26 protein-coding genes are annotated in these 25,023 nt (G+C 66.2%); 3 read left to right on the top strand and 23 right to left on the bottom strand.

The window, feature by feature from the left end:
- Positions 1-42: 42 nt before the first annotated feature.
- From QM615_RS17515 to dacB, 19 genes are all read right to left on the bottom strand, one after another.
- Positions 43-2,583 carry an ATP-dependent Clp protease ATP-binding subunit gene (locus QM615_RS17515; protein ID WP_094640916.1) on the bottom strand — a complete coding sequence of 847 codons (2,541 nt, stop codon included), beginning with the start codon at positions 2,581-2,583 and terminating at the stop codon, positions 43-45.
- Positions 2,584-2,858: 275 nt separating this feature from the next.
- A complete protein-coding gene (gene lysS, locus QM615_RS17510) occupies positions 2,859-4,382 on the bottom strand; it encodes a lysine--tRNA ligase (protein ID WP_149406463.1) in 1,524 nt (507 codons plus the stop codon).
- 36 nt (positions 4,383-4,418) lie between these two features.
- Positions 4,419-4,841, bottom strand: coding sequence for a rhodanese-like domain-containing protein (locus QM615_RS17505; protein WP_149406462.1), 423 nt, complete (start codon positions 4,839-4,841; stop codon positions 4,419-4,421).
- 11 nt (positions 4,842-4,852) lie between these two features.
- Positions 4,853-5,422, bottom strand: a complete 570-nt coding sequence (locus QM615_RS17500; protein ID WP_262498430.1) for a cysteine dioxygenase — start codon at positions 5,420-5,422, stop codon at positions 4,853-4,855.
- 137 nt (positions 5,423-5,559) lie between these two features.
- Positions 5,560-6,360, bottom strand: coding sequence for a type III pantothenate kinase (locus QM615_RS17495; protein WP_149406461.1), 801 nt, complete (start codon positions 6,358-6,360; stop codon positions 5,560-5,562).
- Between the two features lie 4 nt (positions 6,361-6,364).
- Positions 6,365-6,796 (bottom strand): aspartate 1-decarboxylase, encoded by a 432-nt coding sequence (gene panD / locus QM615_RS17490; protein WP_068053679.1) that lies wholly within the window; start codon positions 6,794-6,796, stop codon positions 6,365-6,367.
- A gap of 4 nt (positions 6,797-6,800) precedes the next feature.
- A complete protein-coding gene (gene panC, locus QM615_RS17485) occupies positions 6,801-7,709 on the bottom strand; it encodes a pantoate--beta-alanine ligase (protein WP_149406460.1) in 909 nt (302 codons plus the stop codon).
- Positions 7,706-8,617, bottom strand: coding sequence for a Rossmann-like and DUF2520 domain-containing protein (locus tag QM615_RS17480; protein WP_149406459.1), 912 nt, complete (start codon positions 8,615-8,617; stop codon positions 7,706-7,708). Before QM615_RS17480 ends, panC begins: the two co-directional genes overlap by 4 nt.
- Before the next feature lie 114 nt (positions 8,618-8,731).
- Positions 8,732-10,057, bottom strand: coding sequence for a DUF6779 domain-containing protein (locus QM615_RS17475; RefSeq protein ID WP_149406458.1), 1,326 nt, complete (start codon positions 10,055-10,057; stop codon positions 8,732-8,734).
- Between the two features lie 90 nt (positions 10,058-10,147).
- The gene (locus QM615_RS17470; RefSeq protein WP_149406707.1) at positions 10,148-10,618 is read right to left on the bottom strand and encodes a DUF3180 domain-containing protein; all 471 of its coding nucleotides are present in this window, start codon (positions 10,616-10,618) and stop codon (positions 10,148-10,150) included.
- Complete coding sequence (folK, locus tag QM615_RS17465; RefSeq protein WP_149406457.1) at positions 10,615-11,157, bottom strand: 2-amino-4-hydroxy-6-hydroxymethyldihydropteridine diphosphokinase; 543 nt, start codon at positions 11,155-11,157, stop codon at positions 10,615-10,617. Before folK ends, QM615_RS17470 begins: the two co-directional genes overlap by 4 nt.
- A complete protein-coding gene (gene folB / locus QM615_RS17460) occupies positions 11,154-11,558 on the bottom strand; it encodes a dihydroneopterin aldolase (RefSeq protein WP_149406456.1) in 405 nt (134 codons plus the stop codon). Before folB ends, folK begins: the two co-directional genes overlap by 4 nt.
- Complete coding sequence (gene folP / locus QM615_RS17455; protein ID WP_188078689.1) at positions 11,555-12,403, bottom strand: dihydropteroate synthase; 849 nt, start codon at positions 12,401-12,403, stop codon at positions 11,555-11,557. The genes folB and folP overlap by 4 nt, the downstream gene beginning before the upstream one ends.
- Before the next feature lie 19 nt (positions 12,404-12,422).
- Complete coding sequence (gene folE / locus QM615_RS17450) at positions 12,423-13,022, bottom strand: GTP cyclohydrolase I FolE (protein ID WP_037195562.1); 600 nt, start codon at positions 13,020-13,022, stop codon at positions 12,423-12,425.
- A gap of 219 nt (positions 13,023-13,241) precedes the next feature.
- On the bottom strand, positions 13,242-16,133 hold the full coding sequence (gene ftsH, locus QM615_RS17445) for an ATP-dependent zinc metalloprotease FtsH (RefSeq protein ID WP_149406455.1): 2,892 nt from the start codon (positions 16,131-16,133) through the stop codon (positions 13,242-13,244).
- A 298-nt stretch (positions 16,134-16,431) separates the two neighbouring features.
- A complete protein-coding gene (gene hpt / locus QM615_RS17440) occupies positions 16,432-16,983 on the bottom strand; it encodes a hypoxanthine phosphoribosyltransferase (protein ID WP_032395535.1) in 552 nt (183 codons plus the stop codon).
- Positions 16,984-16,994: 11 nt separating this feature from the next.
- Positions 16,995-17,945, bottom strand: coding sequence for a tRNA lysidine(34) synthetase TilS (tilS, locus tag QM615_RS17435; RefSeq protein WP_149406454.1), 951 nt, complete (start codon positions 17,943-17,945; stop codon positions 16,995-16,997).
- A gap of 41 nt (positions 17,946-17,986) precedes the next feature.
- Complete coding sequence (locus QM615_RS17430) at positions 17,987-19,084, bottom strand: Rv3626c family coenzyme F420 biosynthesis-associated protein (RefSeq protein ID WP_149406453.1); 1,098 nt, start codon at positions 19,082-19,084, stop codon at positions 17,987-17,989.
- The gene (gene dacB / locus QM615_RS17425) at positions 19,069-20,472 is read right to left on the bottom strand and encodes a D-alanyl-D-alanine carboxypeptidase/D-alanyl-D-alanine endopeptidase (protein WP_149406452.1); all 1,404 of its coding nucleotides are present in this window, start codon (positions 20,470-20,472) and stop codon (positions 19,069-19,071) included. The genes QM615_RS17430 and dacB overlap by 16 nt, the downstream gene beginning before the upstream one ends.
- Positions 20,473-20,614: 142 nt before the next feature.
- On the opposite strand from dacB, the gene QM615_RS17420 reads away from it, so the two are divergent.
- Together QM615_RS17420 and QM615_RS17415 are read left to right on the top strand one after the other, a co-directional pair.
- Positions 20,615-21,106 (top strand): inorganic diphosphatase, encoded by a 492-nt coding sequence (locus QM615_RS17420; RefSeq protein WP_068053642.1) that lies wholly within the window; start codon positions 20,615-20,617, stop codon positions 21,104-21,106.
- A gap of 63 nt (positions 21,107-21,169) precedes the next feature.
- Positions 21,170-21,619, top strand: a complete 450-nt coding sequence (locus QM615_RS17415) for a PAS domain-containing protein (RefSeq protein ID WP_032395173.1) — start codon at positions 21,170-21,172, stop codon at positions 21,617-21,619.
- Between the two features lie 49 nt (positions 21,620-21,668).
- Here the strand turns inward: QM615_RS17415 and QM615_RS17410 are convergent, their stop codons facing one another.
- From QM615_RS17410 to QM615_RS17400, 3 genes are all read right to left on the bottom strand, one after another.
- Positions 21,669-22,745: a GGDEF domain-containing protein gene (locus QM615_RS17410; RefSeq protein WP_149406451.1), complete on the bottom strand. Its 1,077-nt coding sequence runs from the start codon at positions 22,743-22,745 to the stop codon at positions 21,669-21,671.
- An 87-nt stretch (positions 22,746-22,832) separates the two neighbouring features.
- Positions 22,833-23,297, bottom strand: coding sequence for a MarR family winged helix-turn-helix transcriptional regulator (locus QM615_RS17405; protein WP_068053636.1), 465 nt, complete (start codon positions 23,295-23,297; stop codon positions 22,833-22,835).
- Position 23,298: 1 nt separating this feature from the next.
- The gene (locus tag QM615_RS17400; RefSeq protein ID WP_149406450.1) at positions 23,299-24,126 is read right to left on the bottom strand and encodes a crotonase/enoyl-CoA hydratase family protein; all 828 of its coding nucleotides are present in this window, start codon (positions 24,124-24,126) and stop codon (positions 23,299-23,301) included.
- Positions 24,127-24,245: 119 nt separating this feature from the next.
- Between QM615_RS17400 and QM615_RS17395 the strand changes: the two genes are divergently transcribed.
- The gene (locus tag QM615_RS17395; protein WP_149406449.1) at positions 24,246-24,743 is read left to right on the top strand and encodes a 2-oxo-4-hydroxy-4-carboxy-5-ureidoimidazoline decarboxylase; all 498 of its coding nucleotides are present in this window, start codon (positions 24,246-24,248) and stop codon (positions 24,741-24,743) included.
- A gap of 36 nt (positions 24,744-24,779) precedes the next feature.
- Here QM615_RS17395 and QM615_RS17390 read toward each other — a convergent pair whose 3' ends face one another.
- Positions 24,780-25,004, bottom strand: coding sequence for a DUF6480 family protein (locus QM615_RS17390; protein ID WP_068283967.1), 225 nt, complete (start codon positions 25,002-25,004; stop codon positions 24,780-24,782).
- Between the last annotated feature and the right edge of the window lie 19 nt (positions 25,005-25,023).

Below are 25,023 nucleotides of genomic sequence, written 5' to 3'. Positions count from 1 at the left end.
GACCCTCCGAAGAGGATCGCCCGTTGTCGTGAACTGTGAAATTTACTCGCTGTCGCTGTCTCCGGTGGCCTTGGCCAGGTCGACCGGGACCTCGTCGGGGACGATGATGGCTTTCTTCTCGCCGCGGAACGTGAACTTCGCGTCCTCGCCTGCGCCTTCGCCGTCCCAGTTCTCGACGTCGACCAGGATGATCTGGCCGGCTTCGATTTCGCCGAAGAGGATCTTCTCCGACAACGCGTCCTCGATCTCGCGCTGGATGGTGCGACGCAGTGGCCGCGCACCCAGGACGGGGTCGAATCCGCGCTTGGCCAGCAACGACTTGGCCTTCTCGGTGACCTCGATTGCCATGTCCTTGTTCTTGAGCGCACCTTCGACTCGGTTGAGCATGAGATCGACCATCTGGATGATCTCGTCTCGCGTGAGCTGGTGGAACACGACGATGTCGTCGATGCGGTTCAGGAACTCGGGGCGGAAATGCTTCTTCAGCTCGTCGTTGACCTTGAGCTTCATCCGCTCGTAGTTCGAGCCGGTGCCTTCACCCGAGGAGAAGCCGAGGCCCACTGCCTTCGAGATGTCTGCGGTACCGAGGTTCGAGGTGAAGATCAGCACGGTGTTCTTGAAGTCGACCGTGCGTCCCTGGCCGTCGGTGAGACGCCCGTCTTCGAGCACCTGCAGGAGCGTGTTGTAGATCTCCGAGTGGGCCTTCTCGATCTCGTCGAACAGCACGACGGAGAACGGCTTGCGGCGGACCTTCTCGGTGAGCTGGCCACCCTCTTCGTAGCCGACGTATCCGGGAGGAGCACCGAACAAACGCGACGCGGTGAAGCGGTCGTGGAACTCGCCCATGTCGATCTGGATCAGCGCGTCGTCCTCGCCGAAGAGGAAGTTCGCGAGAGCCTTCGACAGCTCGGTCTTACCGACACCGGACGGGCCGGCGAAGATGAACGAGCCCGACGGACGCTTCGGGTCCTTCAGACCTGCACGGGTACGACGGATCGCCTTGGAGACGGCCTTGACTGCCTCGACCTGGCCGATGATCCGCTTGTGCAGCTCGTCTTCCATGCGGAGCAGACGGGTGGTCTCCTCCTCGGTGAGCTTGAAGACGGGGATGCCGGTCCAGTTGCCCAGGACTTCGGCGATCTGCTCGTCGTCCACCTCGGCAATGACGTCGAGGTCGCCCGAGCGCCACTGCTTCTCGCGCTCGGCGCGCTGACCGACGAGGGTCTTCTCCTTGTCGCGCAGGTTCGCAGCCTTCTCGAAGTCCTGTGCGTCGATGGCCGATTCCTTCTCCCGGCGTGCGTCGGCGATCTTGTCGTCGAACTCACGCAGGTCTGGCGGCGCGGTCATCCGGCGGATGCGCATCCGCGCGCCCGCCTCGTCGATGAGGTCGATTGCCTTGTCGGGCAGGAACCGATCGTTGATGTACCGGTCGGCCAACGTGGCGGCCGCGACGAGGGCACCGTCGGTGATCGAGACGCGGTGGTGTGCCTCGTAGCGATCGCGCAGACCCTTGAGGATCTCGATGGTGTGCTCGACGGTCGGCTCGCCGACCTGGACGGGCTGGAAACGACGCTCGAGGGCGGCGTCCTTCTCGATGTACTTGCGGTACTCGTCGAGGGTGGTGGCACCGATGGTCTGCAGTTCGCCACGAGCCAGCTTCGGCTTGAGGATCGACGCTGCGTCGATGGCACCTTCGGCGGCACCTGCGCCGACGAGCGTGTGCAGCTCGTCGATGAACAGGATGATGTCGCCGCGGGTGTTGATCTCCTTGAGCACCTTCTTCAGGCGCTCCTCGAAGTCACCGCGGTAACGGCTGCCGGCCACGAGCGAGCCGAGGTCGAGGGTGTAGAGCTGCTTGTCCTTGAGCGTTTCGGGAACCTCGCCGTTGACGATGGCCTGCGCGAGGCCCTCGACGACTGCGGTCTTACCGACACCGGGCTCACCGATGAGGACGGGGTTGTTCTTGGTACGACGCGAGAGCACCTGCATGACGCGCTCGATTTCCTTCGCGCGACCGATGACCGGGTCGAGCTTGCCCTCGAGCGCGGCCTGCGTCAGGTTGCGACCGAACTGGTCGAGGACCAGCGACGTCGACGGGGTGCCCGCCTCGCCGCGGCCACTGCCGGACTCGCTGGGCTCCTTGCCCTGGTAGCCCGAGAGCAGCTGGATGACCTGCTGGCGCACGCGGTTGAGGTCGGCTCCGAGCTTGACCAGAACCTGAGCTGCGACGCCTTCGCCTTCGCGGATCAGACCCAGCAGAATGTGCTCGGTGCCGATGTAGTTGTGGCCGAGCTGCAGTGCTTCACGCAAGCTGAGCTCGAGTACTTTCTTGGCGCGCGGGGTGAACGGAATGTGACCGGACGGAGCCTGCTGGCCCTGGCCGATGATTTCCTCTACCTGGCTGCGTACTCCTTCGAGGGAGATGCCCAGCGACTCGAGAGACTTGGCTGCGACGCCTTCGCCCTCGTGGATGAGGCCGAGCAGAATGTGCTCCGTGCCGATGTAGTTGTGGTTGAGCATCCGGGCTTCTTCTTGAGCCAGGACGACAACACGCCGCGCGCGATCGGTGAACCTCTCGAACATCGCTCTCCCTCACTTCTTGGCGGGTGGTTGCTCGCCCGCCAGTTCTTCTAGCGCTGCAGTGTCCATAACACTGCGGTCGCTTGTGCATTTGAAGGTAAGACTGCTTCTCACTGTAGTTGGCCGACGTTACGAACGCCGACCCTCCACCCCTGAAATGCTGCGCAACCGCCCACTCGAACGGACTTCCGTGGCTGCTTACTGTTCATAACGCAGGCACTATGCAAAACGTTTCCCATCGGCTGTCCGCTGCTGGCGAACAGTCCTTTACCGTCCGATCAGGTCTGGGACGGCTTGACGATCGGAAACAGGATCGTTTCGCGGATGCCGAGGCCGGTCAGCGCCATCAGCAAACGGTCGATGCCCATGCCGGTTCCGGTGGTCGGCGGCATGCCCTGCTCCATCGCGGCGAGGAAGTCCTCGTCCAGCACCATGGCCTCGTCGTCGCCGGCGGCGGCCTGACGCGCCTGGTCCTCGAAACGCTCGCGCTGGATGATCGGATCCACCAGCTCCGAGTAGCCGGTGGCCAGCTCGAATCCGCGAACGTACAGATCCCATTTCTCGGTGACGCCGGGCTTGCTGCGGTGCTGACGCGTCAGCGGGGACGTCTCGACCGGGAAGTCGCGGACGAACGTTGGCTCGGTCAATGCGTCGCCCACCTGGTGTTCCCACAGCTCCTCGACGAGCTTGCCGTGGCCGTAGATCGGGACGCCGTCCTTGCGCGGCACCTCGACGCCCACCTTGTCGGCGATCGCGAGCAGTTCGTCGACGGTGGTGTCGGGAGTGACCTCGAATCCGAGCGATTCCGACAGCGACGGGTACATCTCGAGCGTCGTCCAGTCGCCGCCGAGGTCGTAGGTGGTGCCGTCGGGCAGCGTCACGACCGTGGATCCGAGCGCGGCCATGGCCACTTCCTGGACCAGCTCACGGGTCATCTTCGCCGAATCGTCGTACGTGCCGTAGGCCTCGTACGTCTCGAGCATCGCGAATTCCGGCGAGTGGGAGGAGTCGGCACCTTCGTTGCGGAAGTTGCGGTTGATCTCGAAGACCTTCTCGATGCCGCCGACGACGCAGCGCTTGAGGAACAGCTCCGGTGCGATGCGGAGGTAGAGATCGGTGTCCATCGCGTTCGAGTGGGTGACGAACGGTCGGGCAGCCGCACCGCCGTGCAGCGTCTGCAGCATCGGCGTCTCGACCTCGAGAAAACCACGACGCTCGAGTGCGTTGCGCAGTTCACGAACGACGGCGATGCGCTTGCGGGCGGTCTCTCGTGAGACCGGGTTGGTGATCAGGTCCAGGTAACGCTGCCGGATGCGCGTCTCCTCGTTGAGCTCCTTGTGCGCGACGGGCAACGGCCGCAACGACTTCGACGCGATCTGCCAGCCGTCGGCCATGACGGACAGCTCGCCGCGACGGGAGCTGATGACCTCGCCGTGCACGAAGACGAAGTCGCCGAGATCCACATCGGACTTCCACTCCGCCAGAGCGTCCTCGCCGACGCCGGCCAGGCTGATCATCGCCTGCAGTTGAGTGCCGTCACCCTCCTGCAGCGTCGCGAAGCACAGCTTGCCGGTGTTGCGCACGAAGATGACGCGGCCGACGACTCCGACGATCAGGCCGGTCGTCGTATCGGGTTCGAGCTCGGGGAATTCGGTTCGGATCTCGAGCAGCGAATGGGTCCGCGGAACCGACACCGGGTACGCCTCGACCCCGCGCTCGAGCAACGAAGCGCGCTTGGCGCGACGAATCCGTAGCTGCTCCGGGGTGTCGTCGGCCGGCTGGGTAGAAGCTGTATCACTCACGCGCAGACACTTTACAGTCCAGGACTGTCAGGACGATCAGTGCGCTGCGACGGCCTCGGCTTCACGAACGCAGTGCTTGGCCTGCGTCAACACCCCGAGCAATCCAGCCGTTTTCAGGGCCTGGTAGCCGCCGACCAGATCGGTGGCCTTGTGCAGACCCAGCAGCTTGAGCGACGCGGCCGCGAGCGAGGAGGTGTAGCCCTCCGAGCAGATGACGACCCACTCCACGTCGTGATCGACGGCGATCGCCAGGCGCGCATCGCTCGTCGGGTCCAGACGCCATTCGAGGACGTTGCGTTCGATGGCGAGCGCTCCGGGCAGGGTCCCCTCGACGGCGCGCTGCGCCTGCGGGCGGATGTCGACGACGACGGCTCCGCGGGCGACGGCGTCGCGCAGCTCGAAGACGGTCATGCGATCGATGGTCTCGCGCGCGGATTCGAGCATTTCGACGATGGTCATGGTCTGGATGGTCACAGCGTGGCCTTTTCGGGTGCGTCGGTGAGCTCGCTGCGGGTACGACGCAGCGTGGACCGTTCGGTCACTTCGTAGTAGGACATCGCCGTCAGCGGCGGCGAGTAGGCGTGCACGCTGAGGGTGGGCCCGGTCGTCGCCGACGTCGGATCGTGCATCACGTCGTGCACCCAACCGAGCGGGAACGACGCCTGATCACCGGCGTCGAGACGACGCTGCTTCAGTCCTGTTCCAGCCCAACGATATTCGAGTAGCGATCCACTCAGAACGGTCAGCGCGCCGAGCGAGCCCGCATGGTCGTGCAGTTCGGTGGAACGATCGGGAACCCAGCTGATCAGCCAGACGTCGAGATCGTCGTCGGAATGCAGCCTGGCGGCCCAGCGCTCGACGGTCGGCCAGAGGCCGCCATCGGGAAGCAGGTGGTCGAAGCGGCCCTCGAGGACGTCGGATGCGCCTTGATCGGTGATCCGCAGCAGGTCGGGTGGACGCAACCGAGTCGGCAGCGTCGAGACCGAACGCGACGACAATCGGGTGCGGGAGGGTGCAGAAAGTACAGGTGTGGAAAGCATGAAGCTCTACTCCAGGGGTGTGTTACGAACGAGGCAGGGTTCAGCCTCGACAACACTCCTGGGTGGCCATGCACGTCATCACGCCGACGATTCTGACACACGACCGCCCGATGCGCTACCCCACACCACCGAAACACTCAGCGCGGACGTCGTTTTGCCATGTTGCGTTCGTAGACCAGACGCAGGCCCTCGAGGGTCAGGTCGGGTTCGTGGTGCTCGATGGTCGTCGACTCGGGCAGGATCAGCGCGGCGATGTCGCCGGTGCCGATGATCGCGACATCCGTTCCGGTCACCTCGCGAACCTCGCGTCGAATTCGCCCGACGAGGCCGTCCACCAGTCCCGCGAACCCGAAGATGGTGCCCGACTGGATGCATTCGACGGTGTTCTTGCCCAGCACCGAACGAGGCCGAACCATCTCCACCTCGCGCAACGTGGCCGTGCGAGTCGACATGGCCGACGCCGACATCTCCAGTCCGGGAGCGATGGCACCGCCCAGGAATTCGCCCTTGGCCGAGACGACGTCGACGCAGGTGGTGGTACCGAAGTCCACCACGATGCATGCCGAGCCGTACAGGTCGTGTGCGGCAAGGGTATTGACGATGCGATCGGCACCGACCTCTTTGGGGTTGTCGACCAGCAACGGCACGCCGGTCCGCACACCGGGTTCGACCATCACGTGCACCACGTGATCCCAGTAGCGCGCGAGCATCGTCCGCATCTCCCGCAGCACCGACGGCACGGTCGACAGCGCAGTGACTCCGGTGATCCGTTCGGCATCCTCACCCAGCAGACCACGCAACATCAGCGCCAGCTCGTCGGCCGTCACATGCGGGTCGGTCCGAATTCGCCAATCTCGCAGCAGTTTCGAGTGATCCCCTGTGCCAGTGAACAGACCGACCACGGTGCTGGTGTTGCGCACATCGATCGCGAGGAGCATCGAATCAGACCAGCACGGAATCGGCCCGCAGATCGCGCGGCGTGATCAGACCCGAGCCCGCAGGCGCATGGGCCGGGTCGCTGCCGAGTTCGACCGGACGGTTCTTCTCGTCGACGAACACCACCCGCGGCGCATAGTCGGCAACCTCCTGCTCGTTCATCACCCCGTAGGCGATCAGAATGACCAGATCGCCCGGGTTCACCAGATGCGCTGCGGCTCCGTTGATTCCGATGACACCGCTGCCGCGCTGGCCGGTGATGACGTAGGTTTCCAAACGAGCACCGTTGTCGATGTCGACGATCGTGACCTGCTCGCCTTCGAGCAGATCGGCCGCCTCCATCAGATCCTGGTCGACGGTCACCGAGCCCACGTAGTGCAGATCTGCATGCGTGACGGTGGCGCGATGAATCTTGGACTTCATCATGGTACGAAACATCGTGTCACTCTCCGCTTTTGGGATCGTCGGGGTACTCGAGGAAACCGGTGCCGACGGCGACACCGACGTTGTCGATCAATCTCGTGGTGCCCACCTTGGCGGCCACGAGCAGTCTTCCGTCTCCACGTTCGGGAGCGGGGCCGAGATGCGGGTCGCGCACCTCCAGGTAGTCGACCTGCACCAGCGGTGCCTCGTCGAGGACGGCACGCGCGGTGGCGATGATGGCCTCGGGACCGCCGGCCGCAGCGTGCGCACCGGCCACCAGCGCGGCCGACAATGCCATCGCCGCGTCGCGCTGCTCGGCATCGAGATATCGGTTACGCGAGGACAGTGCGAGGCCGTCCTGCTCGCGAACCGTCGGCACCCCGATGACCGCGACGTCGAAGTTCAGATCGCGCACCATCTGTCGGATCAACGTCAGTTGCTGGTAGTCCTTCTCCCCGAAGTACGCGCGATGGGGAGCCGCGATCTGCAGCAGCTTGGCCACGACCGTGAGCATTCCGGCGAAATGCGTTGGCCTGCTGCGCCCTTCGAGTTCAGCGCCGAGCGGACCGGGATTGACGGTGGTGCGCGGACCCGACGGATACATGTCCGAAGCCGACGGCGCGAAGACCAGCTCGACGCCCTCCTCACGCAGCAGCGCGACATCGGCGTCGAGAGTCCGTGGGTAGGAATCGAGGTCCTCACCGACACCGAACTGCAACGGGTTGACGAAGATCGACACGATCACCACGGCACCGGTGAGCTTGGCCTGCCGCACCAACTGCAGGTGCCCGGCGTGCAGCGCGCCCATCGTCGGGACCAGAGCAACCTGCTTCCCGACGCCTCGCAGCGCTTTCGACACCGACGTGATCACCGCGGGATCGTGGTGAACCGTCAACTGCCCCTTGGTGTAGCTGCCCGCGAGGGTCATCGATTCCCTTCCAGAAGTTCGATCAGGTCTGCCTTGGCACCGATGCGCTGCGCCGAACGCAACGACAGGGCGCGGTATCCGGCTGCGATCCGCGCATCCACGGATTCGAGTACGTCGAGATGCTTGCCGACTGCAGCGGTGTCGCCGCGGGCCACCGGTCCGGTGAGCGCCGACTGGCCGTTGCGCAACGCGTTGTCCAGCGCAGCTTCGAGCAGTGGAGCCAGAACCCGCTCGGGTACACCACGTTCGGAGTCCGAACCGGGAAAACCTGGTCCCGCCAAGGCAACCCGGAGCGCTTCGACCGCGTCGACCACCAGCGTGACGAGGTGATTGCTGCCATGAGCGAGCGCGGCGTGGTAGAGCGCTCGGTTGTTCTCGGGCACGTGCACCGGCTCGCCGCCGATCTCGAGGACGAGAGCCTGCGCCACCGCATAGCCGATCTCGTCGCCTGCAGTGATGCCGAAACACGCCGCCGTCATCCGGTCGGTGTCCTCGACTCCGCCGCTGAACGTCATCGCCGGATGGATGGCCAACGGCACGGCACCGAGGGCAGCCAGGGGCTCGAGCACCGAAATCCCGTTCGCGCCGGAGGTGTGCACCACCAACTTTCCCGGTGCAACCGCCCCGGTGGACGCCAGGCCCGCGACGATCGACGCCAACTCGCTGTCCGGTACGGCCAGAACGAGCAGCTCTGCTCGACGAGCAACCTCGTCGACGGGCAGAACCTGGGACTCGGGAAGTCGCTCACGCACTCGCGCGAGGGACGCATCGGACACCGCGGCAGCACCGACGACGACATGCCCGACGCGTTCGAGCGCCTCACCGAATGCGGTACCGACCCGTCCCGCCGAGACGACACCAACCGTCAGGCGAGCCGGAGACAGACCACCGGTGCCGGAAAAGGTCACCGAAAAATTCCTCTCGTTCGTTCCAGTCCCGCTCGGCGGGTACCAGACGTCCTGCACGGAACAATAGCGACCGCGACCCCTCGCAGGCCATGGGAGAGCTGTGTGATCTGGTTCTCAGTCTGCGCGACGACGACGGCGACGTGTACCCGGATCGGTCACGGCCGCATCACCGGACCCTCCGCCTTGCAGACCGGCCATGATCTCGGCAACCGATCGACCGTTCGAGTGTGCGCCCGACGCATCCTCGTCGTCGGCCGATTCCGCGCGCCTACGACCTCGCCGGGACGAGACGGCAGTGTCCTCGGCCGGTGTCTCGTAGTCCTGATCGGCCGTGAAGAACGCGTCGGCCGATTCACGCAACGAGGCGCGCGAGGCAGAGAAGGCGTCGTCGCTCGGTTCCGCTGCAGGTTCGGTTTCGTACTGCTCGGCCGGCTCCGCCGCAAACGACTCCGTGGAAAACGACTCCGTGGAATACGAACCGGCCGCATCGACGTCCGCGTGTCCGGTCTCGTACGTCTCTTCCTCGACCTGTGGCTCGGGCTCCGCCGCCGGTTCCGGCTCGGCAACGGGTCGACGCGTCTGCTCGAAGTCGTATGCGGTGAAAGGCGAGCTGGGCGGAGTGACGCGCCCCGCAGGCCTCGGTGCGCCGTAAGGACGTGCCTGCGCCCCGGTTCGTTCGAACGAGTCCGCATCGGAGGACTCGGTGTCGTAGCTCGTTTCCGCGAACGAATCCTCGGCGTACCGATCCTGATCCGCCTCGGCGGCCGCCGCCGGTGCGGAGGCTGTGGCCTGCGGCATCTCGTCCGGATCCTCGGGGTACACCACCGAGGTCTCGGCCGTGACCGGCTCGTCGTAGGGCGTTCCGACACCGTTGAGGCCGGTTCCCGGTGCCATCGCACCGTTGCCGTTCCCGCGACCGGGGACGTACAGGCCGGACGGCGCAGGCTGGTAGCTGTCGTATCCGCGTCCGCCGAGTTCTTGCATCCTCATCGCTTCGGCGCGCAGTGCCACACGTTCGGTGGGCAGATTGCCGTCGAAGAGCACCTGGAGATTCTGGCGAAGGGCAGCGAGTTCGTTGCGCAGCGCTGCGACCTCGTCGATCTCGAGCTGCGATTCGCCACGAACCCGAGCTTCGACGCTCATCTCGTACTCGCGTCGCGCCGAGATCTCCCGAGCCAACTGCAGCTCGTAGACCGTCTGCAGGTCCTTGGCCTTGGTTTGATCTGCGGCCGCCTCACGCCGGTACTTGGTCATCGCGAACGCACCGATCACCGCAGCCCACAGCGCCGAGAGAACACCGACTCTCATCCACTGCACGCTCTCGGTGAAGAGCAACAACACACTGGCGATGATGCCGAACACGACGAGCGCCGCGAGGAACAGCTGGCTCGCACTACGCCTCTTACGGCGTCCCTTCTTTGCGCGAGTCTGATCTGTCATGTCCACAAGGGTAACTGGCAAATCGTTCGCAAATAGTCATCCTCGACCGATCACTTACACAACCGAGGTAACAATCAAATGTTTCGAGGGTTACCGAGAACGCTCGTCGTCACGGTCTTTCGGGGCACGGCAGCACTGTTCGAGCCACACCGCAGCAGCGACGACGGCCAGTCCGGCCACGAGCGCAACGACGGCTCCGGCCCGATCCGACGACGCTGCACGTATCGTCGCCGCACGCGGCAGCACGTACACCAGAAATCCGACGCACACGCCAACGACGGCAGTCCCCACCAGCATCGATGCCTTCGCCAACACCAACGCTCTGAACACCGTCAGCGGATGCAGATCGTGCAGACCGGTGCCCACCCGGTGCTCGGCGATGCGATTGCGCACGATCACCGCAGTCACCACTTGCACCACTGCCACCAGATACAACGACGCCCCGGCGTACACCGGAATCGGCGGCAACGAGCCGTAGAAGACCCGAACCAACAGCCACGTGCCGATCGCGGCCACCAGGAAAAGACCCAAGACATCCCAGACCTTGGTGGGATTGGTCACCACGACCCATCACCGACGCCGTCGTGCTCCACAGGTCGTTCCTGCAGGCTCCACTCCTGCTTCGTCACCCCGGCCCGCTCCTCCGCACTCAGTCGCGCGAGCAACTCGGACACCGAAATGTCGTCGTCGCCGACACGCAGGGTGGCGTCCGGTTCGACGTCCAGCCACGGCAGCAGTACGAACGCTCGTTCGTGCGCGCGCGGGTGCGGGAGGATCAAACGAGGGTCGTCGCTGATCGTGTTCTCGCACACCACCACGTCGACGTCGAGGCTCCGCGGCCCCCACCGCTGCACTCGAACGCGATCGGCCGCCTCCTCCAGGCGCTGACCGAAGCGCAACCAGTCCCAGGCGTCGAAGTCATCGTCCTCGGCCACCACGACCGCATTGAGGAAGTCCTGCTGCTCGACGCCACCCCAGGGAGCCGAACGGTACACCGGCGAGCAGGACACCACGCGCGAACCCAATTCGGTTGTGACAGAACGCAAGTGGGCGAGGGAGTCACCGATGTTGCTGCCGATGGACAGCACCGCGCGGGTCACACCCGCTCCCGGTACGCCACCACGGCAACGTCCCCGAACGTCAGTGGGATCGGGGCCGACGGCTTGTGCAGCACCACTTCCACCGCGTCGACGCGAGAGTCGTACGCCAACACGACCTCGGCGATCTCGGCCGAGACCGTCTCGATCAGGTCCCTGGACGGGCCCGCGACGACGGCCGCAGCGTGCTCGGCCAGTTCTCCGTAGTGCAGCGTTCGGGTCAGGTCGTCGGTCTCGGCCGCGGGCCGCAGGTCCATCCACACGGTGATGTCGACGACGAAGTCCTGCCCGTCTCGCTTCTCGAAGTCGAAGACGCCGTGATTGCCGCGCACCGTCAGGCCCCGTAGTTCGATGCGGTCGCCGCGGCGCGTCCCCCTGCCGCCGTGGCTGCTGATCTCGCTCATGCCCGATCACCCTGCCATGCCCGTACGACGGCGACCGCGTCGAGTGATGCGCGGGCGTCGTGCACGCGCACACCCCATGCTCCCCCGGCGACCGCGAGCGCCGACACCACGGCGGTGGCGGTCTCTCGCCCGTCCGGCGGTCGCGGAGTACCGTCGTCGTCCGCCAACAGCGAGCCGAGAAAGCGCTTCCTGGAAGCACCGACGAGTACCGGGAAGCCGGCCGACACCAAGTCCGGCAGGCCCCGCAGCAGTTGCCAGTTGTGCTCGGCGTTCTTGGCGAATCCGAGGCCTGGATCGAGCACGAGCATCGCCGTGTCCACGCCCGCGGCCACCGCGTGATCGACCTGTTCGAGCAGTTCGCTGCGGACGTCGGCGACCACGTCGTCGTATCGATCGGCCGGGCCGGCGTGCCGATACTCGGATCCGGCAGCTCGCCAGTGCATCAGGATCCACGGCAATCCGCCGTCCGCAACGACCCCGGCCATGGCCGGATCCGCGCGACCACCCGAGACGTCGTTGACGATCGAGACCCCGGCCTCGATCGCGGCCTCGGCGACCGAGGCACGCATGGTGTCGACGCTGGTGGTCACCCCTGCTGCGGCCAGCGCAGCGATGACCGGCACGACGCGCTGCGCCTCGAGAGTCGGATCGATCCGGTCTGCTCCGGGACGCGTCGACTCGCCACCGACGTCGACGATGTCGACTCCGCGACGGTGCATAGCCAGCCCGTGTTCGACGGCGGCATCGACATCGAGGTATCGACCGCCGTCGGAAAACGAATCGGCGGTGACGTTGAGGACACCCATGACGACCGGTGCCGGGGGGATACTGCGCGCCGGGTTCATCGGGACTCGACCGGACGCGTCATTTCCGCAGAATCAGGTCCAGAGCTTCCGAACGCGATGCCGCGCTGGACTGCAACAGACCCCGCACCGCCGACGTGGTGGTGCTGGCACCCGGCTTGCGAATCCCGCGCATGGCCATGCACAGGTGCTCGGCCTCGATCACGACGATCGCACCGCGCGGGTCGAGCTTGCGCATCAACGCGTCGGCGATCTGGCTGGTCAGCCGTTCCTGAACCTGCGGGCGCTTGGCGTACATGTCCACCACGCGCGCGAGCTTCGACAGGCCGGTGACCTTGCCGCTCTTGCCCGGGATGTACCCGACGTGTGCGACGCCGTGGAACGAGACCAGGTGATGCTCGCACGTGGAGAACATGGGGATGTCGCGGACGAGCACCAGTTCCTGGTGCCCCTCGTCGAATGTCGTGTTCAGCGCCGTGTCCGGGTCGGTGTAGAGCCCGGCGAAGATTTCACGGTAGGAACGCGCCACACGGGCCGGCGTGTCGAGCAGACCCGGACGGTCGGGATCCTCGCCGACGGCGATCAACAGCTCACGCACTGCGGCCTCGGCACGGGGCTGGTCGAAGACCGCGCCGGTGGCGTAGGCCACTGTCTGTTCCACTGCCCGCTGCTGCGCTGCTGGGACTTCTGCCGAGTCGATTGCCGACTCGTCGGTCCGGTTGACTGACACGAGAACGTACCTCCGGTTGGGCTCCGCGAATGTGACAGCTGGGCCGAACCGCACCTGTTCCTCACGGAGCAGCTGCGCCGACCTGCAGCACGGTTCGAACGACGGACTGGGCCGACCGAAAGGGTCGACCCAGCCAGCCTAATGACCGACCTAGCGGTACGAACCGCCCGGCCCTTCCCAGCGTTGGGTGCGTGGACCTTCGTCGCCGTCGTCCTCTGCTCGCTCGTCTCGGTGCGAGTCCTCGGACGGGTTGTGCGAGGGACGATCGTCTCCGGGCAGCGGATAACTCTGCGATGGAGTCGGCACCTCCCACGTGGGTGGCGACGCCTCGGCCGGTCCGGCATCGTCCTGGTGCTGGCCGTACGGGGGCTCGTGCCGAGAGGTTCGACCCTGGTCCCGAGTGTCCGGCCGGAACGGATCCGGCTGATACTGCGGCGGCTGATATCCCGGCTGTTGATTCGTCGGCGGTTGGTTCGACGGCACAGCGGTCGGCGGCTGGTATGCCTGCGGCTGCTGATAGGTCGGGTGCTGTCGGTACGTCGGAGGCTGACCCTGCGGCGGCTCGTACCGATTCTGGTCCGATCCCGGCTGCTCGCGGTTCGGCTGATCGTGAACCGGCGGCGTTGTCGGTCCCTGGTACCGGGGAACCGCAGGCTGGTCGCGCGGGGGCCACCCCGGAGCCGACCATCCGGCCGGGGCACCGTAATCGGGACGCGAGCCCTGGCCGGGGCCGCTCGGGCGAGGTTCCTGCCGACGCTGGCCTTCGGAGTATCCGCCCCCGTTGGGAGCGCCTCCGTTGGTCGGGCCGCCGTAACCACCGTTGTAGCCACCGCCGTTGTAACCGCCGGTTGCGGGGGCGCTGCGTCGGTCACTACCGGTGTTCGGCGCATCGACGTCCCCGGTGCTCGGTGATCCGTTGACCGGGCCACCGTTGGTCGGAGCACCGTTCGACGGGGCACCGTTGGTGGGCACGCCGTTGGTCGGTCCGCCGTTGTATCCGTTGCTTCCGTTCGGGTAGCCACCCTTGGTCAGCTGCGGAGAACCGGCGTAGCTGGGCTGCGGAAACTGTTGCGGCGGAAGCTGCTTCGGGGCCGGCGGTACCGGAGGCCACGGCTCGCCGCGCTCGGCGGCGAGTTCGCGGGGCGTCTTGACCGGCGGCTTGTCCGAGGGCTTGCGATCACCGAAGTCGTTGAACAGGGTGATGCGCGGACGCTTGGTGACGCTGTGGAAGATCTTCTCGAGGTCCTTGCGGGTGAGCGTCTCACGTTCGAGCAGCTCCGAGGCAAGGGTGTCGAGCAGGTCGCGGTACTCGTTGAGGATGGCCCACGCCTCGGTGTGCGCCGCCTCGATGAGTTTGCGCACCTCCTCGTCGATCTCGCGGGCGACCTCGTGCGAGAAGTCGGACTGCTGGCCCATCGAACGGCCGAGGAACGGATCGCCCTGTTCCTGCCCGTACCGAACGGCTCCGAGCTTGCTGCTCATGCCGTACTCGGTGACCATCGCGCGGGCGATCTTGGTCGCCTGGTCGATGTCCGAGGACGCACCGGTGGTCGGCTCGTGGAAGACGAGCTCCTCCGCTGCGCGGCCACCCATGGCCATGACGAGACGAGCGATCATCTCCGACCGCGTCATCAGGCCCTTGTCGTCCTCGGGCACCGTCATCGCGTGGCCACCGGTGCGACCGCGAGCGAGGATGGTGACCTTGTAGACGGGCTCGATGTCGGGCATCGCCCACGCGGCGAGAGTGTGACCACCCTCGTGGTACGCGGTGATCTTGCGCTCGTGCTCACTGATGATGCGGCTCTTGCGGCGCGGGCCACCGACGACGCGGTCGACCGACTCCTCGAGCGACGCCTCGGTGATGACGGTGCCGTTCTCGCGTGCGGTGAGCAGTGCTGCTTCGTTGATGACGTTGGCCAGGTCGGCACCGGACATCCCGACGGTTCGCTTGGCGAGACCTTCGAGGTCGGCGTCCTGAGCAACGGGCTTGCCTGCCGAGTGCACCTTCAGGATTGCTCGACGGCCGGCCAGGTCGGGGGCACCGACCGGGATCTGGCGGTCGAAGCGGCCCGGACGCAGCAGGGCGGGGTCGAGGATGTCGGGGCGGTTGGTGGCGGCGATGAGGATGACGCCGGTGCGCTCACCGAAGCCGTCCATCTCGACGAGCAGCTGGTTGAGCGTCTGCTCGCGCTCGTCGTGTCCGCCGCCCATGCCCGCGCCGCGCTGGCGACCGACGGCGTCGATCTCGTCGACGAAGATGATGCAGGGGCTGTTCTGCTTGGCCTGCTCGAAGAGGTCGCGCACACGGGATGCGCCGACACCGACGAACATCTCGACGAAGTCCGAGCCGGAGATGGTGAAGAACGGCACTCCGGCCTCGCCTGCGACGGCGCGCGCGAGCAGCGTCTTGCCGGTTCCGGGAGGGCCGTACAGCAGCACGCCGCGCGGGATCTTGGCACCGAGCGCCTGGTAGCGCGCCGGGTTCTGCAGGAAGTCCTTGATCTCGTAGAGCTCTTCGACGGCCTCGTCCGCGCCTGCGACGTCGGCGAACGTGGTCTTGGGCATGTCTTTCGTCAGCTGCTTGGCCTTGGACTTGCCGAAGCCCATGACCCCGCCGCGGCCGCCACCCTGCATGCGGCTCATGACGAAGATGATCACGCCGAGGATCAGCACCATCGGAAGAATCAGCAGCAGGAACGAGCTGAACCAGCTCTCCTGGGTGACGGTGGTGTTGTAGCTCGCCAAGCCCTGCGAGTCGACCTTGTCGAAGATCTGCTCCGACGCCGAGTCCGGGTACTTGGCGATGATCTGCGTCTCGTTGTCGGTGGCGTCGGACGCCTCCCGCAGAGTCAGCCGGATCTGCTGCTCGCGGTCGTCGATCTGCGCGGACTCGACATTGCGATCGTCGAGCTGGGCGATCGCCACCGAGGTGTCGACCGTCTTCCAGTCCCGCGTGTCGTTACCGAAGTAACTGAAGGCATAGATCACCAACAGAATGCCGAAAACGATGGCAAGATTTCGTATTACTGTCTTCCGATTCATACAGCTTCAGCCGAGTCGGCCGTGTCCTTTCAGTCCGCTCCCGCGCGCTGGCTGCTCCCTGCCCGCCGGATACTCCAGGCTAGCGCGAGACTCGGACATCTGACTCGCTCATACCTGGCGCTGTGCGTCCACGCACCTGTTTGCGTCGACGCTTCTTCCCCTCCAACGACTGCACTCCCCCGGCAGTTCCCCACCTGTCGGGCACACTATCCGCATCGATGGACCCTTGCACACGTCTCGGCGCGGCAATGGTCCATTCACGCGAACGGGGTGGACCGGACGAACCGAAGAAACCAGCTCAGCTGTAGACCTTGGGATCGAGCAGACCGATGTAGGGCAGATCTCGGTAGCGCTCGTTGTAGTCGAGGCCGTAGCCGACGACGAACTCGTTGGGGATGTCGAAGCCCACGTTCGCGACCTCCACGTCGACCTTGATGGCGTCGGGCTTGCGCAGCAGCGTCACCACCGACAGCGAGGCAGGCGAGCGGGTCGCGAGGTTGCGCTTGAGCCAGCTCAGCGTCAGACCGGAGTCGATGATGTCCTCGACGATCAGCACGTGGCGTCCGGTGATGTCGCGGTCGAGGTCCTTGAGGATTCGAACGACACCCGACGACGAGGTGGACGAGCCGTAGGAGCTGACCGCCATGAACTCGAGCTGCGCCGGGATGGGCAGGGCCCGGGCGAAGTCGGTCATGAACATGATCGCGCCCTTGAGGACACCGACCAGGAGCAGGTCACCTTCGGGTGAGCCTTCGGGATACCGCTGGGCGATCTCTTCTGCGAGTTCCGCAGTGCGCGCTTTGATCTGTTCCTCGGAAATGAGAACCGATTCGATGTCGCCCTCGTACACGGGGTTTCCCTTCATTCGTTCTCCAGGCCGACGCTCAGCCTGCCATGCCGACGCGAGCACACCAACCTGGCGTCGGGCGTTCCTCCCGGCAGCGCAACCCCGCCTTGGCCGGTCCACCGTCCGACGAGGGCGTCGACGGCCCGGATCTGCCGGTCGGTCAGCGACGTCACACCCCGGCCGAGCAACCATCGGCGCAGTACGCGGCGACGAATCGCGATGTCGAGCGAGTCGATCGAGGACACCTCCAGTTCCGACGCACCCAACCCGACGACGGATTCGGCGAGCGCGTCGAGCACCCGGCCGTCCTCGCGCAACTGCTCGGCGGTCCGGGCGAGTGCAGCGGCGACACCACCGCCGAGCACGTCCTCGAGCAGGGGCAGCACCTCGTGACGCAACCGCACCCGAGTGAAATCGGGGTCGGTGTTGTGCGGATCCTCGAACGGCTCCATCCCCAACTCGACGCAGGCAGCCCTGGTCACACTGCGCCGAACCCCGAGCAGCGGCCGACCCCACGGCGCATCGAACGCCGCCATGCCCGCGATCGACCGCGGGCCCGATCCGCGCCCCAGCCCGAGCAGCACCGTTTCGGCCTGATCGTCGAGGGTGTGCGCCACCAGCACCGACGCGTCGCCGCGCTCGCGATCCAACGCGTCGTACCTGGCCCGGCGGGCGGCGGCCTCCGTCCCACCCGAGCCGGTCACCTGGACCGGCAGCACGCGCGCATCGACCACTCCCAACTCCGACGCCCGCGCCGCAGCCGTCGCCGCAACCTCCGCCGAGCCGGCCTGCAGACCGTGATCGACGATCAAGGCGCGCACGTTCGGAGCCTCGGCCACGGTCGCGGCCGTCAAAGCGAGCGAATCCGCTCCACCGGACAGCGCGACGGCAACCGGTCCCGGATAGGCCGACAACCAACCACGCACCGCATGCCTGACCTCCAACAGTGCGGGCCCCTCAGGCATTTTGGGTCGTTCCGCAGGCTCAACTCCCTCAGGCAGGAGCACTAGCCCAGCACTCGGGCGATCCAGGCGTCCGGGTCCTCGATCTCCGACAGCAACGGCAGCGTGTCGGGCCCGGTCCACACGGTGTTGAAGCGTTCCATTCCCACCGCGGCGACGACGTGATCGACGAACGCCTTGCCGCGCACGTACTGCGCCATCTTCGCGTCCATGCCGAGCAGCGCCCGGATGACGCGTTGGAGCGGGTTCACCTTGCGTTGCCTGCGCTGGTCGAAGGCACCGCGTATCTGCGTCACGGTCGGCACGACGGCCGGTCCGACGGCGTCCATCACGTGGTCGGCGTGACCCTCGAGCAGGGTGCCCAGCACGAGGAGCCGGTCGATGGCGTCGCGCTGGGGCTGCGGTTGGGTGGCGCGCAGCAGACCGACGATGCCTGCGTCCTCGGACTTCGACGCCCCGTTCGGATTCTTGCGGGCCTTGAGCGCGCCGGTCAGCCGGTTGGCGACATCGGTGAGCGGCTCGTCCGTACCGTCGGAGAGCACCCCCACGTTCTCGCGCATGTAGCCGCCGAGCCAGGGAGCGGAGGAGAACTGCACTCGGTGCGTCACCTCGTGCAAGCACACCCACAGCCGGAAGTCGCTCGGCGAGACACGAAGCGCCCGCTCGACGGCAATCACGTTGGGCGCGACCAGAAGCAGCGTTCCGTTCTCGCCGGTGAACGGGTCGTACTGTCCGAGAATGGCGCTGGAGAGGAACGCCAGCATCGCTCCGGCCTGCAGTCCGGCCGGCTTTCCGCCGAGCAGACCCGACGGCGGCGTGCCGTCGTCGTCTCCGGTCAGGTGCTTCATCGACGACGCGGCCGCGGCGATCCAGCCGGCGCGATCGACCACCTGGGCGTCGGGCACGGGGAGTCCGTCGGCCAGACCGGTGGTCTCGCGAACCGGCCCCTCGGCCCGAATGGACGCGGCGGCAAGCTCTTCCACGGCTGCAGCGGCGGTGTAGCGAGAGGTGGCCGGGCCCTTGCGGGCCAGCTTCGCTCCGGTCTTGGCCGCAACGGACCAGTCGACGGCTCCGGCGAAACCGGAGGTGGCTGCGCTGTCGTCGGCCTTCGTTGCTGCGTCCGTGTTCACTGGCAACCACACAATCTCAGGGTCGATGCGACGGCATCGAGGGCGGGGCGACTGACGTCGGGCGGCCGGTCGTTGGACATCAGGGCGAAGGTCAGGATTCGGCCGTCGACGTCGACGACATATCCTGCCAAAGCGCTTGCAGCAGAAAGGGTTCCGGTCTTGGCTCGAACCCACCCCGCTCCGGTTCGGTTCCCCGAGGCGTATCGATCCGTCAGGGTCCCGGTGGCACCGGCGACGGGAAGGTAATCGAGCATCGGACGCAGCGCCGGCTGCTCGGTTCCGGCTGCCGACGTCAACACCTGATCGAGCAGCCTGGCCGGAATCCTGCCGTCGACCGACAGCCCGCTGGCGTCCTCGAGCGTGAGTCCGGTCATGTCGAAACCTGCGGAGTACAGGGTTTGCCCGATCGCCGCCGTTGCACCGGAAAAACTTGCGGCCGTGTTCATCTCGAGTGACAGTTCGCGTCCGATGGCCTCGGCGAGGACGTTGTCGGAGCGATAGATCATCTGCTGCAGGCGGTTTCGCAGCGGCGCGGATTCGACGGATGCGATCTGATCGGCCCCGTCGGCCGCCCTGCCGGTCGTCACCGCCGCCGGGTCGACGCCCAGTCCGGCGGCCAGTGCGCGGCCCGCGTCCAGTGCCGGGGTGGTGCTGCGCGGGGACTCGTCGACCAGTGGGTTCGATCGTCCGCCGTCGAGCATGATCGGTTCGATCGGAGTGATCGAACCGGCGGCGATATCGGCGGGAAACCAACCCTGCGCCATCGTGTCACCGGAGTAGATCGAGGTGTCGACGCCGATGCTGCGCACCACCGTTCCGCTGCGCCGAATCTGCTCCACCAGGTCGTCGATGCGCGCCGCCCCGGGATAGAACCCGTCGGTGCCGACCGGCAGCGCGGTGAGGGTGGGGTCGCCGCCCGCGATCACCACGATGTCGCCCTCGCCACTGCCCTGGACCACGCGAGTGGTGACGCGGTGATCCGCCGGGAGCCCGAGCATCGCTGCCGCCGCGGTGAGCACCTTGGTGGTCGAGGCGGGTGTCATCGGGGTGTCGGGGTTCTGGGACCAGAGCACCTGCCCGGTCTGCGCGTCGGCGACGGTTCCGGTGAACGTGCCGAGGGCTGGATCGTCGACCACCTGGGCCAGCGCCGCTGCCAGACCTGCAGCGTTCGGCATCGGTGCCGATTCCGGGAACGGGGTGATCAGCGGGTTCGGCAGCACCGTCTCGGGTGGAGGTTCGATTGCGGTCTCGGCACCGTCGGACACCGACGGCAGCACCAGCGCGGCGGTCGTCGCAGCGAGGATCACCACGAACAGCGCACACAGCGTCAGGATCACGCGCTTCTTCCTGCGCCGTCGACCCGCTGTGGGGCCGAGGAACCGCCGTGTCAGCCCCGCCACCGTTCCTCCGTAACTGCCGTGGTCGTACCCATGATCGTCCAGTCAACAGTATCCTCGGGTCCGGTAGCCTTGCGCCGCCACCATCGACACATTCCCAACGACTCGAGCCGTTCCGGCTCGACGACGACAGTGAGGACTGCACGTGCCGTTCGACGTCACCATCGAGATCCCCAAGGGGCAGCGCAACAAATACGAGGTAGACCACGTCACCGGACGTGTTCGCCTCGATCGCTACCTCTACACCGCGATGGCGTATCCAGCCGATTACGGCTTCATCGAGAACACGCTCGGCGAGGACGGCGACCCGCTCGACGCACTGGTGCTGCTGCCCGAGTCGGTGTTCCCCGGCGTCATCGTCGAGGCCCGCCCCGTGGCGATGTTCAAGATGGTCGACGAGGCCGGCGGCGACGACAAGGTGCTGTGTGTTCCGGCCGGTGACACCCGCTGGGATCACATCCAGGACCTGAGCGACGTCTCGACGTTCGAGCTCGATGCGATCAAGCATTTCTTCGTCCATTACAAGGATCTCGAACCCAACAAGCACGTCACCGGGGCAGACTGGGTGGGGCGCGCAGAGGCAGAGGCCGAAATCGCTGCATCATTCAAGCGCTTGGCGGACAATCCGGGTCACTGATCGTTTCGGCACCACACACCTCGTCTCGGCCGTGGGCCGACGAAACATAGTTTGGGGAGACGTATGACCGACAGCACTTCCAACGGTGATCGGCGCAATCTCGATTCGCGACCGATTTCGGATCCGACTCAGTTTCCCGATCTGCCGGTGACGGTCGTCCTCGACCGGATCCCGGTGCCGATCCTCGCGGTCGACCCCACCGGTGCCATCGTGTTCGCGAACGAGGCCTTCGACGATCTGTTCGGTCTCGACCGCACCGAGCGGGAGGACTTCCACCTGCACGACATCTTCCCCGACCGGGCTCCGGAGGGTGTCAACGTCGCTGACATGTTCCTCACGACGGTGGCCACCCGCGCGGATTCTCTGTGGCGGATGACCGACAAGACCGGCGATATCGTGCAGGTGCGCGCCAGCAAGTCGATCCTGCGCCGTACCGAGGACACCATCGTTCTCGTCGCGTTGGAGGACTTCACCGATCAGCTGTGGAACGACCCCAAGAGCGCCTTGCGCTGACGCACGGAACACGTTCTTCCCCGAACGACGAACGGTGTACGCCGGCGGATCATTCGCCGGCGTACACCGTTGCTCTGTTTCCGCCCGCGTGCTTGGACTCGTACATCGCCGTGTCGGCGTCGAGCAGCACGTTGTGGACCAGACCGGCACTGTCACCGGACTCGCTGGCGGTGAACCATCGGCTGCCGTCGAGCAGGGCCACCCCGACACTGACCGTCACCGGCACGTCGTCGGCTGGGTCGTGAATCGACTCGAGGATCTCGTGGGCGATCCGGTGCGCGGCGGCATCGTCGACCGGTAGCGCGATGGTGAACTCCTCACCGCCGGTGCGTGCCACGCACGGCCTCGTGCCCGTGACCGCGGTCAGCCTGCGGGCCGTCCGGCGCAACACTCGGTCCCCCACCGCATGACCGTAGGTGTCGTTGACTCGCTTGAACTGGTCCAGATCGACCACCATGAGTGCGACGGAACGGTGCTCGTCCAGCGAGTTCATCATGCGTTGGAGCCGCAATTCCAGGCCGCGTCTGTTGAGCAGTCCGGTCAGCGAGTCCGTGTTGGCAAGATCGAGCTGGCGCTGGATCACTGCTCGGAACGCGAGTACCGAGTTGACCACCAGAACCGTCACGAGGGTGCGGGCGAGGATCGACGCCGGATCCTCCGGCCGCTCGACCAGGGCGAGCACTGCGAGTAGCAGAATGACCGCGTTGACGAATGCCGTGTGGAACTTGAGCACCGTTCGCCGCGAGAAGTACGCGATGTAGGTCCCGATCACGGCGAACAGGGCAGCGCCGTACAGCGCGAGATCACGGTCGTCGAAGGTCAGCAGCATCGTCGACACGCCCACGTCGGCGTACACGACGAACCATCCCGGCATGTGGGAGGCGTCCGCCGAGCGCAGCCACCACCATGCCCCTACCGGGAGAGTCGACAGCAAGACCACCAGGCACACGACAACAGCCGTCGGTCCAACAGGACCGTCCGAGGACAGCATCGCTATCGCCCCGATGAGACCGAACGAGGGCACCAGCACGGCGATTCCTCGCGCCACCCGGCGTTCGAGTCGTACCGAGTTCCGACGGGTCCCGGCATCGGACGCGAGCGACGGCTTGTCACGACCAATCGGCACAGCATCCCCTCCGTCCGCGCTTGCTCTACGAGCGACTGCGCACTGCCTCGATCACCTCGATCGCCCCGATCGTGGATCGCCCGCCGATCAGACGCTACCTGCGCGGCGGTCGGGCAGGTCCGGCCTGATGGTTTCGTAATCGGTCAAGAAACGATCGAGCAACGTCACGAGCGATTCTCGGTCCTGCCGTGTCCACCCCTCGATCACCCGTCCGAGATTGTCGGTTCGTCGTTGCTGGATCGCTGCCGCCGCTTCCTGACCCGACGCGGTCACCGCGAGCACGAACGCTCGACCGTCACGTTTGTCGGGCAGCCGCTCGACGTGCCCCCGTTCGACCAGCTGAGCCACCTGCCTGCTCACCGTCGACGGATCGGAATTCACCATGGCGGCGAGTTCACTCGACCGCATCGGTCCGTCGCGCAGGAGCCGGAACAAGCATACGTACGCGGCACCGTCGACACCGCCCGAGGACGAGATCGCAGCGATGTTCCGCTCACGCAGCCGTTGCAGCCGAACCAGCTGCGTGCCCAGCTCCTCGGCGAACTCGACCACGTCAGTTACCGGTGAACTGCGCCGGTCGCTTCTCGAACACCGAGGTGATCGCCTCGGTGAGGTCGTGCGAGGCGAGGAAGGCGGCGTTCCAGGCCGCGACGTAGCGCAGGGAATCATCGACACCGGAGGATCGAGAATGATCCAGCACGGTCTTGATGCCCTGCACCACCAGGGGCGGATTGGCGGCGATGGCGGCGGCGCATTCGCGAGCAGCGGCGATGGCGGCGTCGTGGTCCTCGAACACGTCGTTGACCAGGCCGATCTTCTCGGCGCGCGCGGCGTCGATGTCCTTGCCCGTCAGTGCCAGCTCACGCATGTGCCCATCGCCGATGATCGCGGGCAGTCGAGCCAACGACCCCATGTCCGCGACGATCGCGACCCGCACCTCGCGCACGCTGAACTTCGCGTCGGCACTGGCGTAGCGCACGTCCGCGGCGGTGATGAGGTCGACGCCACCGCCGATGCACCAGCCCTGCACGGCCGCGACGACGGGCTTGCGGCAGTCCGCCACGGCGTTGATGGCCTTCTGCATCGTCTTGATGGTGTCGTGGAACGTCGTTCGGGGACCGGCCAGTGCCTTGTCCGCCATGAGCGGACCGAAGGTTCCTGCCATCGCGGCGAGGTCGAGTCCGTAGGTGAAGTTCTTGCCCGAGCCCGCGAGCACGACTGCACGAACCTCGGGATCGGCGTCGAGCTGAGCGAACAGCTCGGGGCTCTCGCTCCAGAAGTCCGGGCCCATGGCATTGCCCTTGCCCGGTCCGAGGAGGGTCACTTGCGCGATGTGGTCGGCGATCTCCACGGAGAAGGCTTTCCAGGTTCGTTCCGTCATGCCTGCGAGCCTAGCGGCAGAGTCGCCCATCCCCGCACCGCATGTTACGGCGCGTAACGTCTGCGCTAAGTCCCTGCTCAGCTCTGGTGCATACGCCGAATGAGGCTCACCATCTATCCATGCTGATGCATCAGGGACTCGGCCTGGAGACGTTCAACGATCTGCCGCGCCGCAAGGCGGTGCATGCGTTGTACGAGTGTTGTTGCTCGGTGGCGTGGGCGTCCAGGGTGGCGGACGGCCGCAGGTATCGCTCGCGGGCAGAGCTGTTCTCGGCAGCCGACGCGGAACTGGCGGAGCTGTCGGACGGCGACATGGACATGTTGGCCGCGACGCGTCCCGAGCCGAGCAAGGTGTGCGCAGCCATGGACGCGGATACGCGAGGCGCTCTGGTGACCGCGGCGCGCGCGTACTGCGAGCGGTTCGGCTATCCGTACATCTGGAGCGGGTTGTTCGAGCCCGAGGGCTTCGAGCCGCGCGACATCCTCGTGGATCTGGGCCATCGACTCGACAACGACGATCGGACCGAACGCAAGATCATGCGCGACGAGCTGGCGAAGATCAACCACATTCGATTGGATCGCCTGCTCGGGCCCGAGGGCGGCTGGCCGCAGTACTGACTGTTCGCCGAGTACGGACGGGCCGCCGACCCGGGATCAGCCGAACAGACCGACGACGCGACCGATCAGTCCACCGGCGATCAGGATCGCCAGCAAGGCCACCACACCGATGATGAGGATCGGCATGACACGGCTGCGCTGCGGCGGTTCGTGATTGGGGCCGCCGACTCCCGTTTCGGCGGGCGGGGTGTCTCCTGGCGTGACGCTGCCACCCGCTTCGAGTCCTGCGGTGACGTCGGGATCGGGATTCTGAGCATTCATCTGTCCCGGTTACCCGGTG

The sequence above is a fragment of the Rhodococcus sp. IEGM 1341 genome (genome assembly GCF_030056895.1).
GTDB lineage: Bacteria > Actinomycetota > Actinomycetes > Mycobacteriales > Mycobacteriaceae > Rhodococcoides.
Note: the sequence above shows the minus strand (reverse complement) of the source record. Positions and strands in the feature narration are given on the sequence as shown.

Excerpts from the sequence above, each read along its gene's own strand:
- QM615_RS17500 (WP_262498430.1), bottom strand. The coding sequence starts at position 5,422 with ATGCTTTCCACACCTGTACTTTCTGCACCCTCCCGCACCCGATTGTCG.
- QM615_RS17390 (WP_068283967.1), bottom strand. The coding sequence starts at position 25,004 with ATGAATGCTCAGAATCCCGATCCCGACGTCACCGCAGGACTCGAAGCG.
- panD (WP_068053679.1), bottom strand. The coding sequence starts at position 6,796 with ATGTTTCGTACCATGATGAAGTCCAAGATTCATCGCGCCACCGTCACG.
- QM615_RS17415 (WP_032395173.1), top strand. The coding sequence starts at position 21,170 with ATGACCGACAGCACTTCCAACGGTGATCGGCGCAATCTCGATTCGCGA.
- QM615_RS17475 (WP_149406458.1), bottom strand. The coding sequence starts at position 10,057 with ATGACAGATCAGACTCGCGCAAAGAAGGGACGCCGTAAGAGGCGTAGT.
- QM615_RS17495 (WP_149406461.1), bottom strand. The coding sequence starts at position 6,360 with ATGCTCCTCGCGATCGATGTGCGCAACACCAGCACCGTGGTCGGTCTG.
- QM615_RS17515 (WP_094640916.1), bottom strand. The coding sequence starts at position 2,583 with ATGTTCGAGAGGTTCACCGATCGCGCGCGGCGTGTTGTCGTCCTGGCT.
- ftsH (WP_149406455.1), bottom strand. The coding sequence starts at position 16,133 with ATGAATCGGAAGACAGTAATACGAAATCTTGCCATCGTTTTCGGCATT.
- tilS (WP_149406454.1), bottom strand. The coding sequence starts at position 17,945 with ATGCCTGAGGGGCCCGCACTGTTGGAGGTCAGGCATGCGGTGCGTGGT.
- QM615_RS17505 (WP_149406462.1), bottom strand. The coding sequence starts at position 4,841 with ATGACCATCGTCGAAATGCTCGAATCCGCGCGCGAGACCATCGATCGC.
- folB (WP_149406456.1), bottom strand. The coding sequence starts at position 11,558 with ATGAGCGAGATCAGCAGCCACGGCGGCAGGGGGACGCGCCGCGGCGAC.
- QM615_RS17400 (WP_149406450.1), bottom strand. The coding sequence starts at position 24,126 with ATGACGGAACGAACCTGGAAAGCCTTCTCCGTGGAGATCGCCGACCAC.
- folP (WP_188078689.1), bottom strand. The coding sequence starts at position 12,403 with ATGAACCCGGCGCGCAGTATCCCCCCGGCACCGGTCGTCATGGGTGTC.
- panC (WP_149406460.1), bottom strand. The coding sequence starts at position 7,709 with ATGACCCTCGCGGGCAGCTACACCAAGGGGCAGTTGACGGTTCACCAC.
- QM615_RS17395 (WP_149406449.1), top strand. The coding sequence starts at position 24,246 with ATGCTGATGCATCAGGGACTCGGCCTGGAGACGTTCAACGATCTGCCG.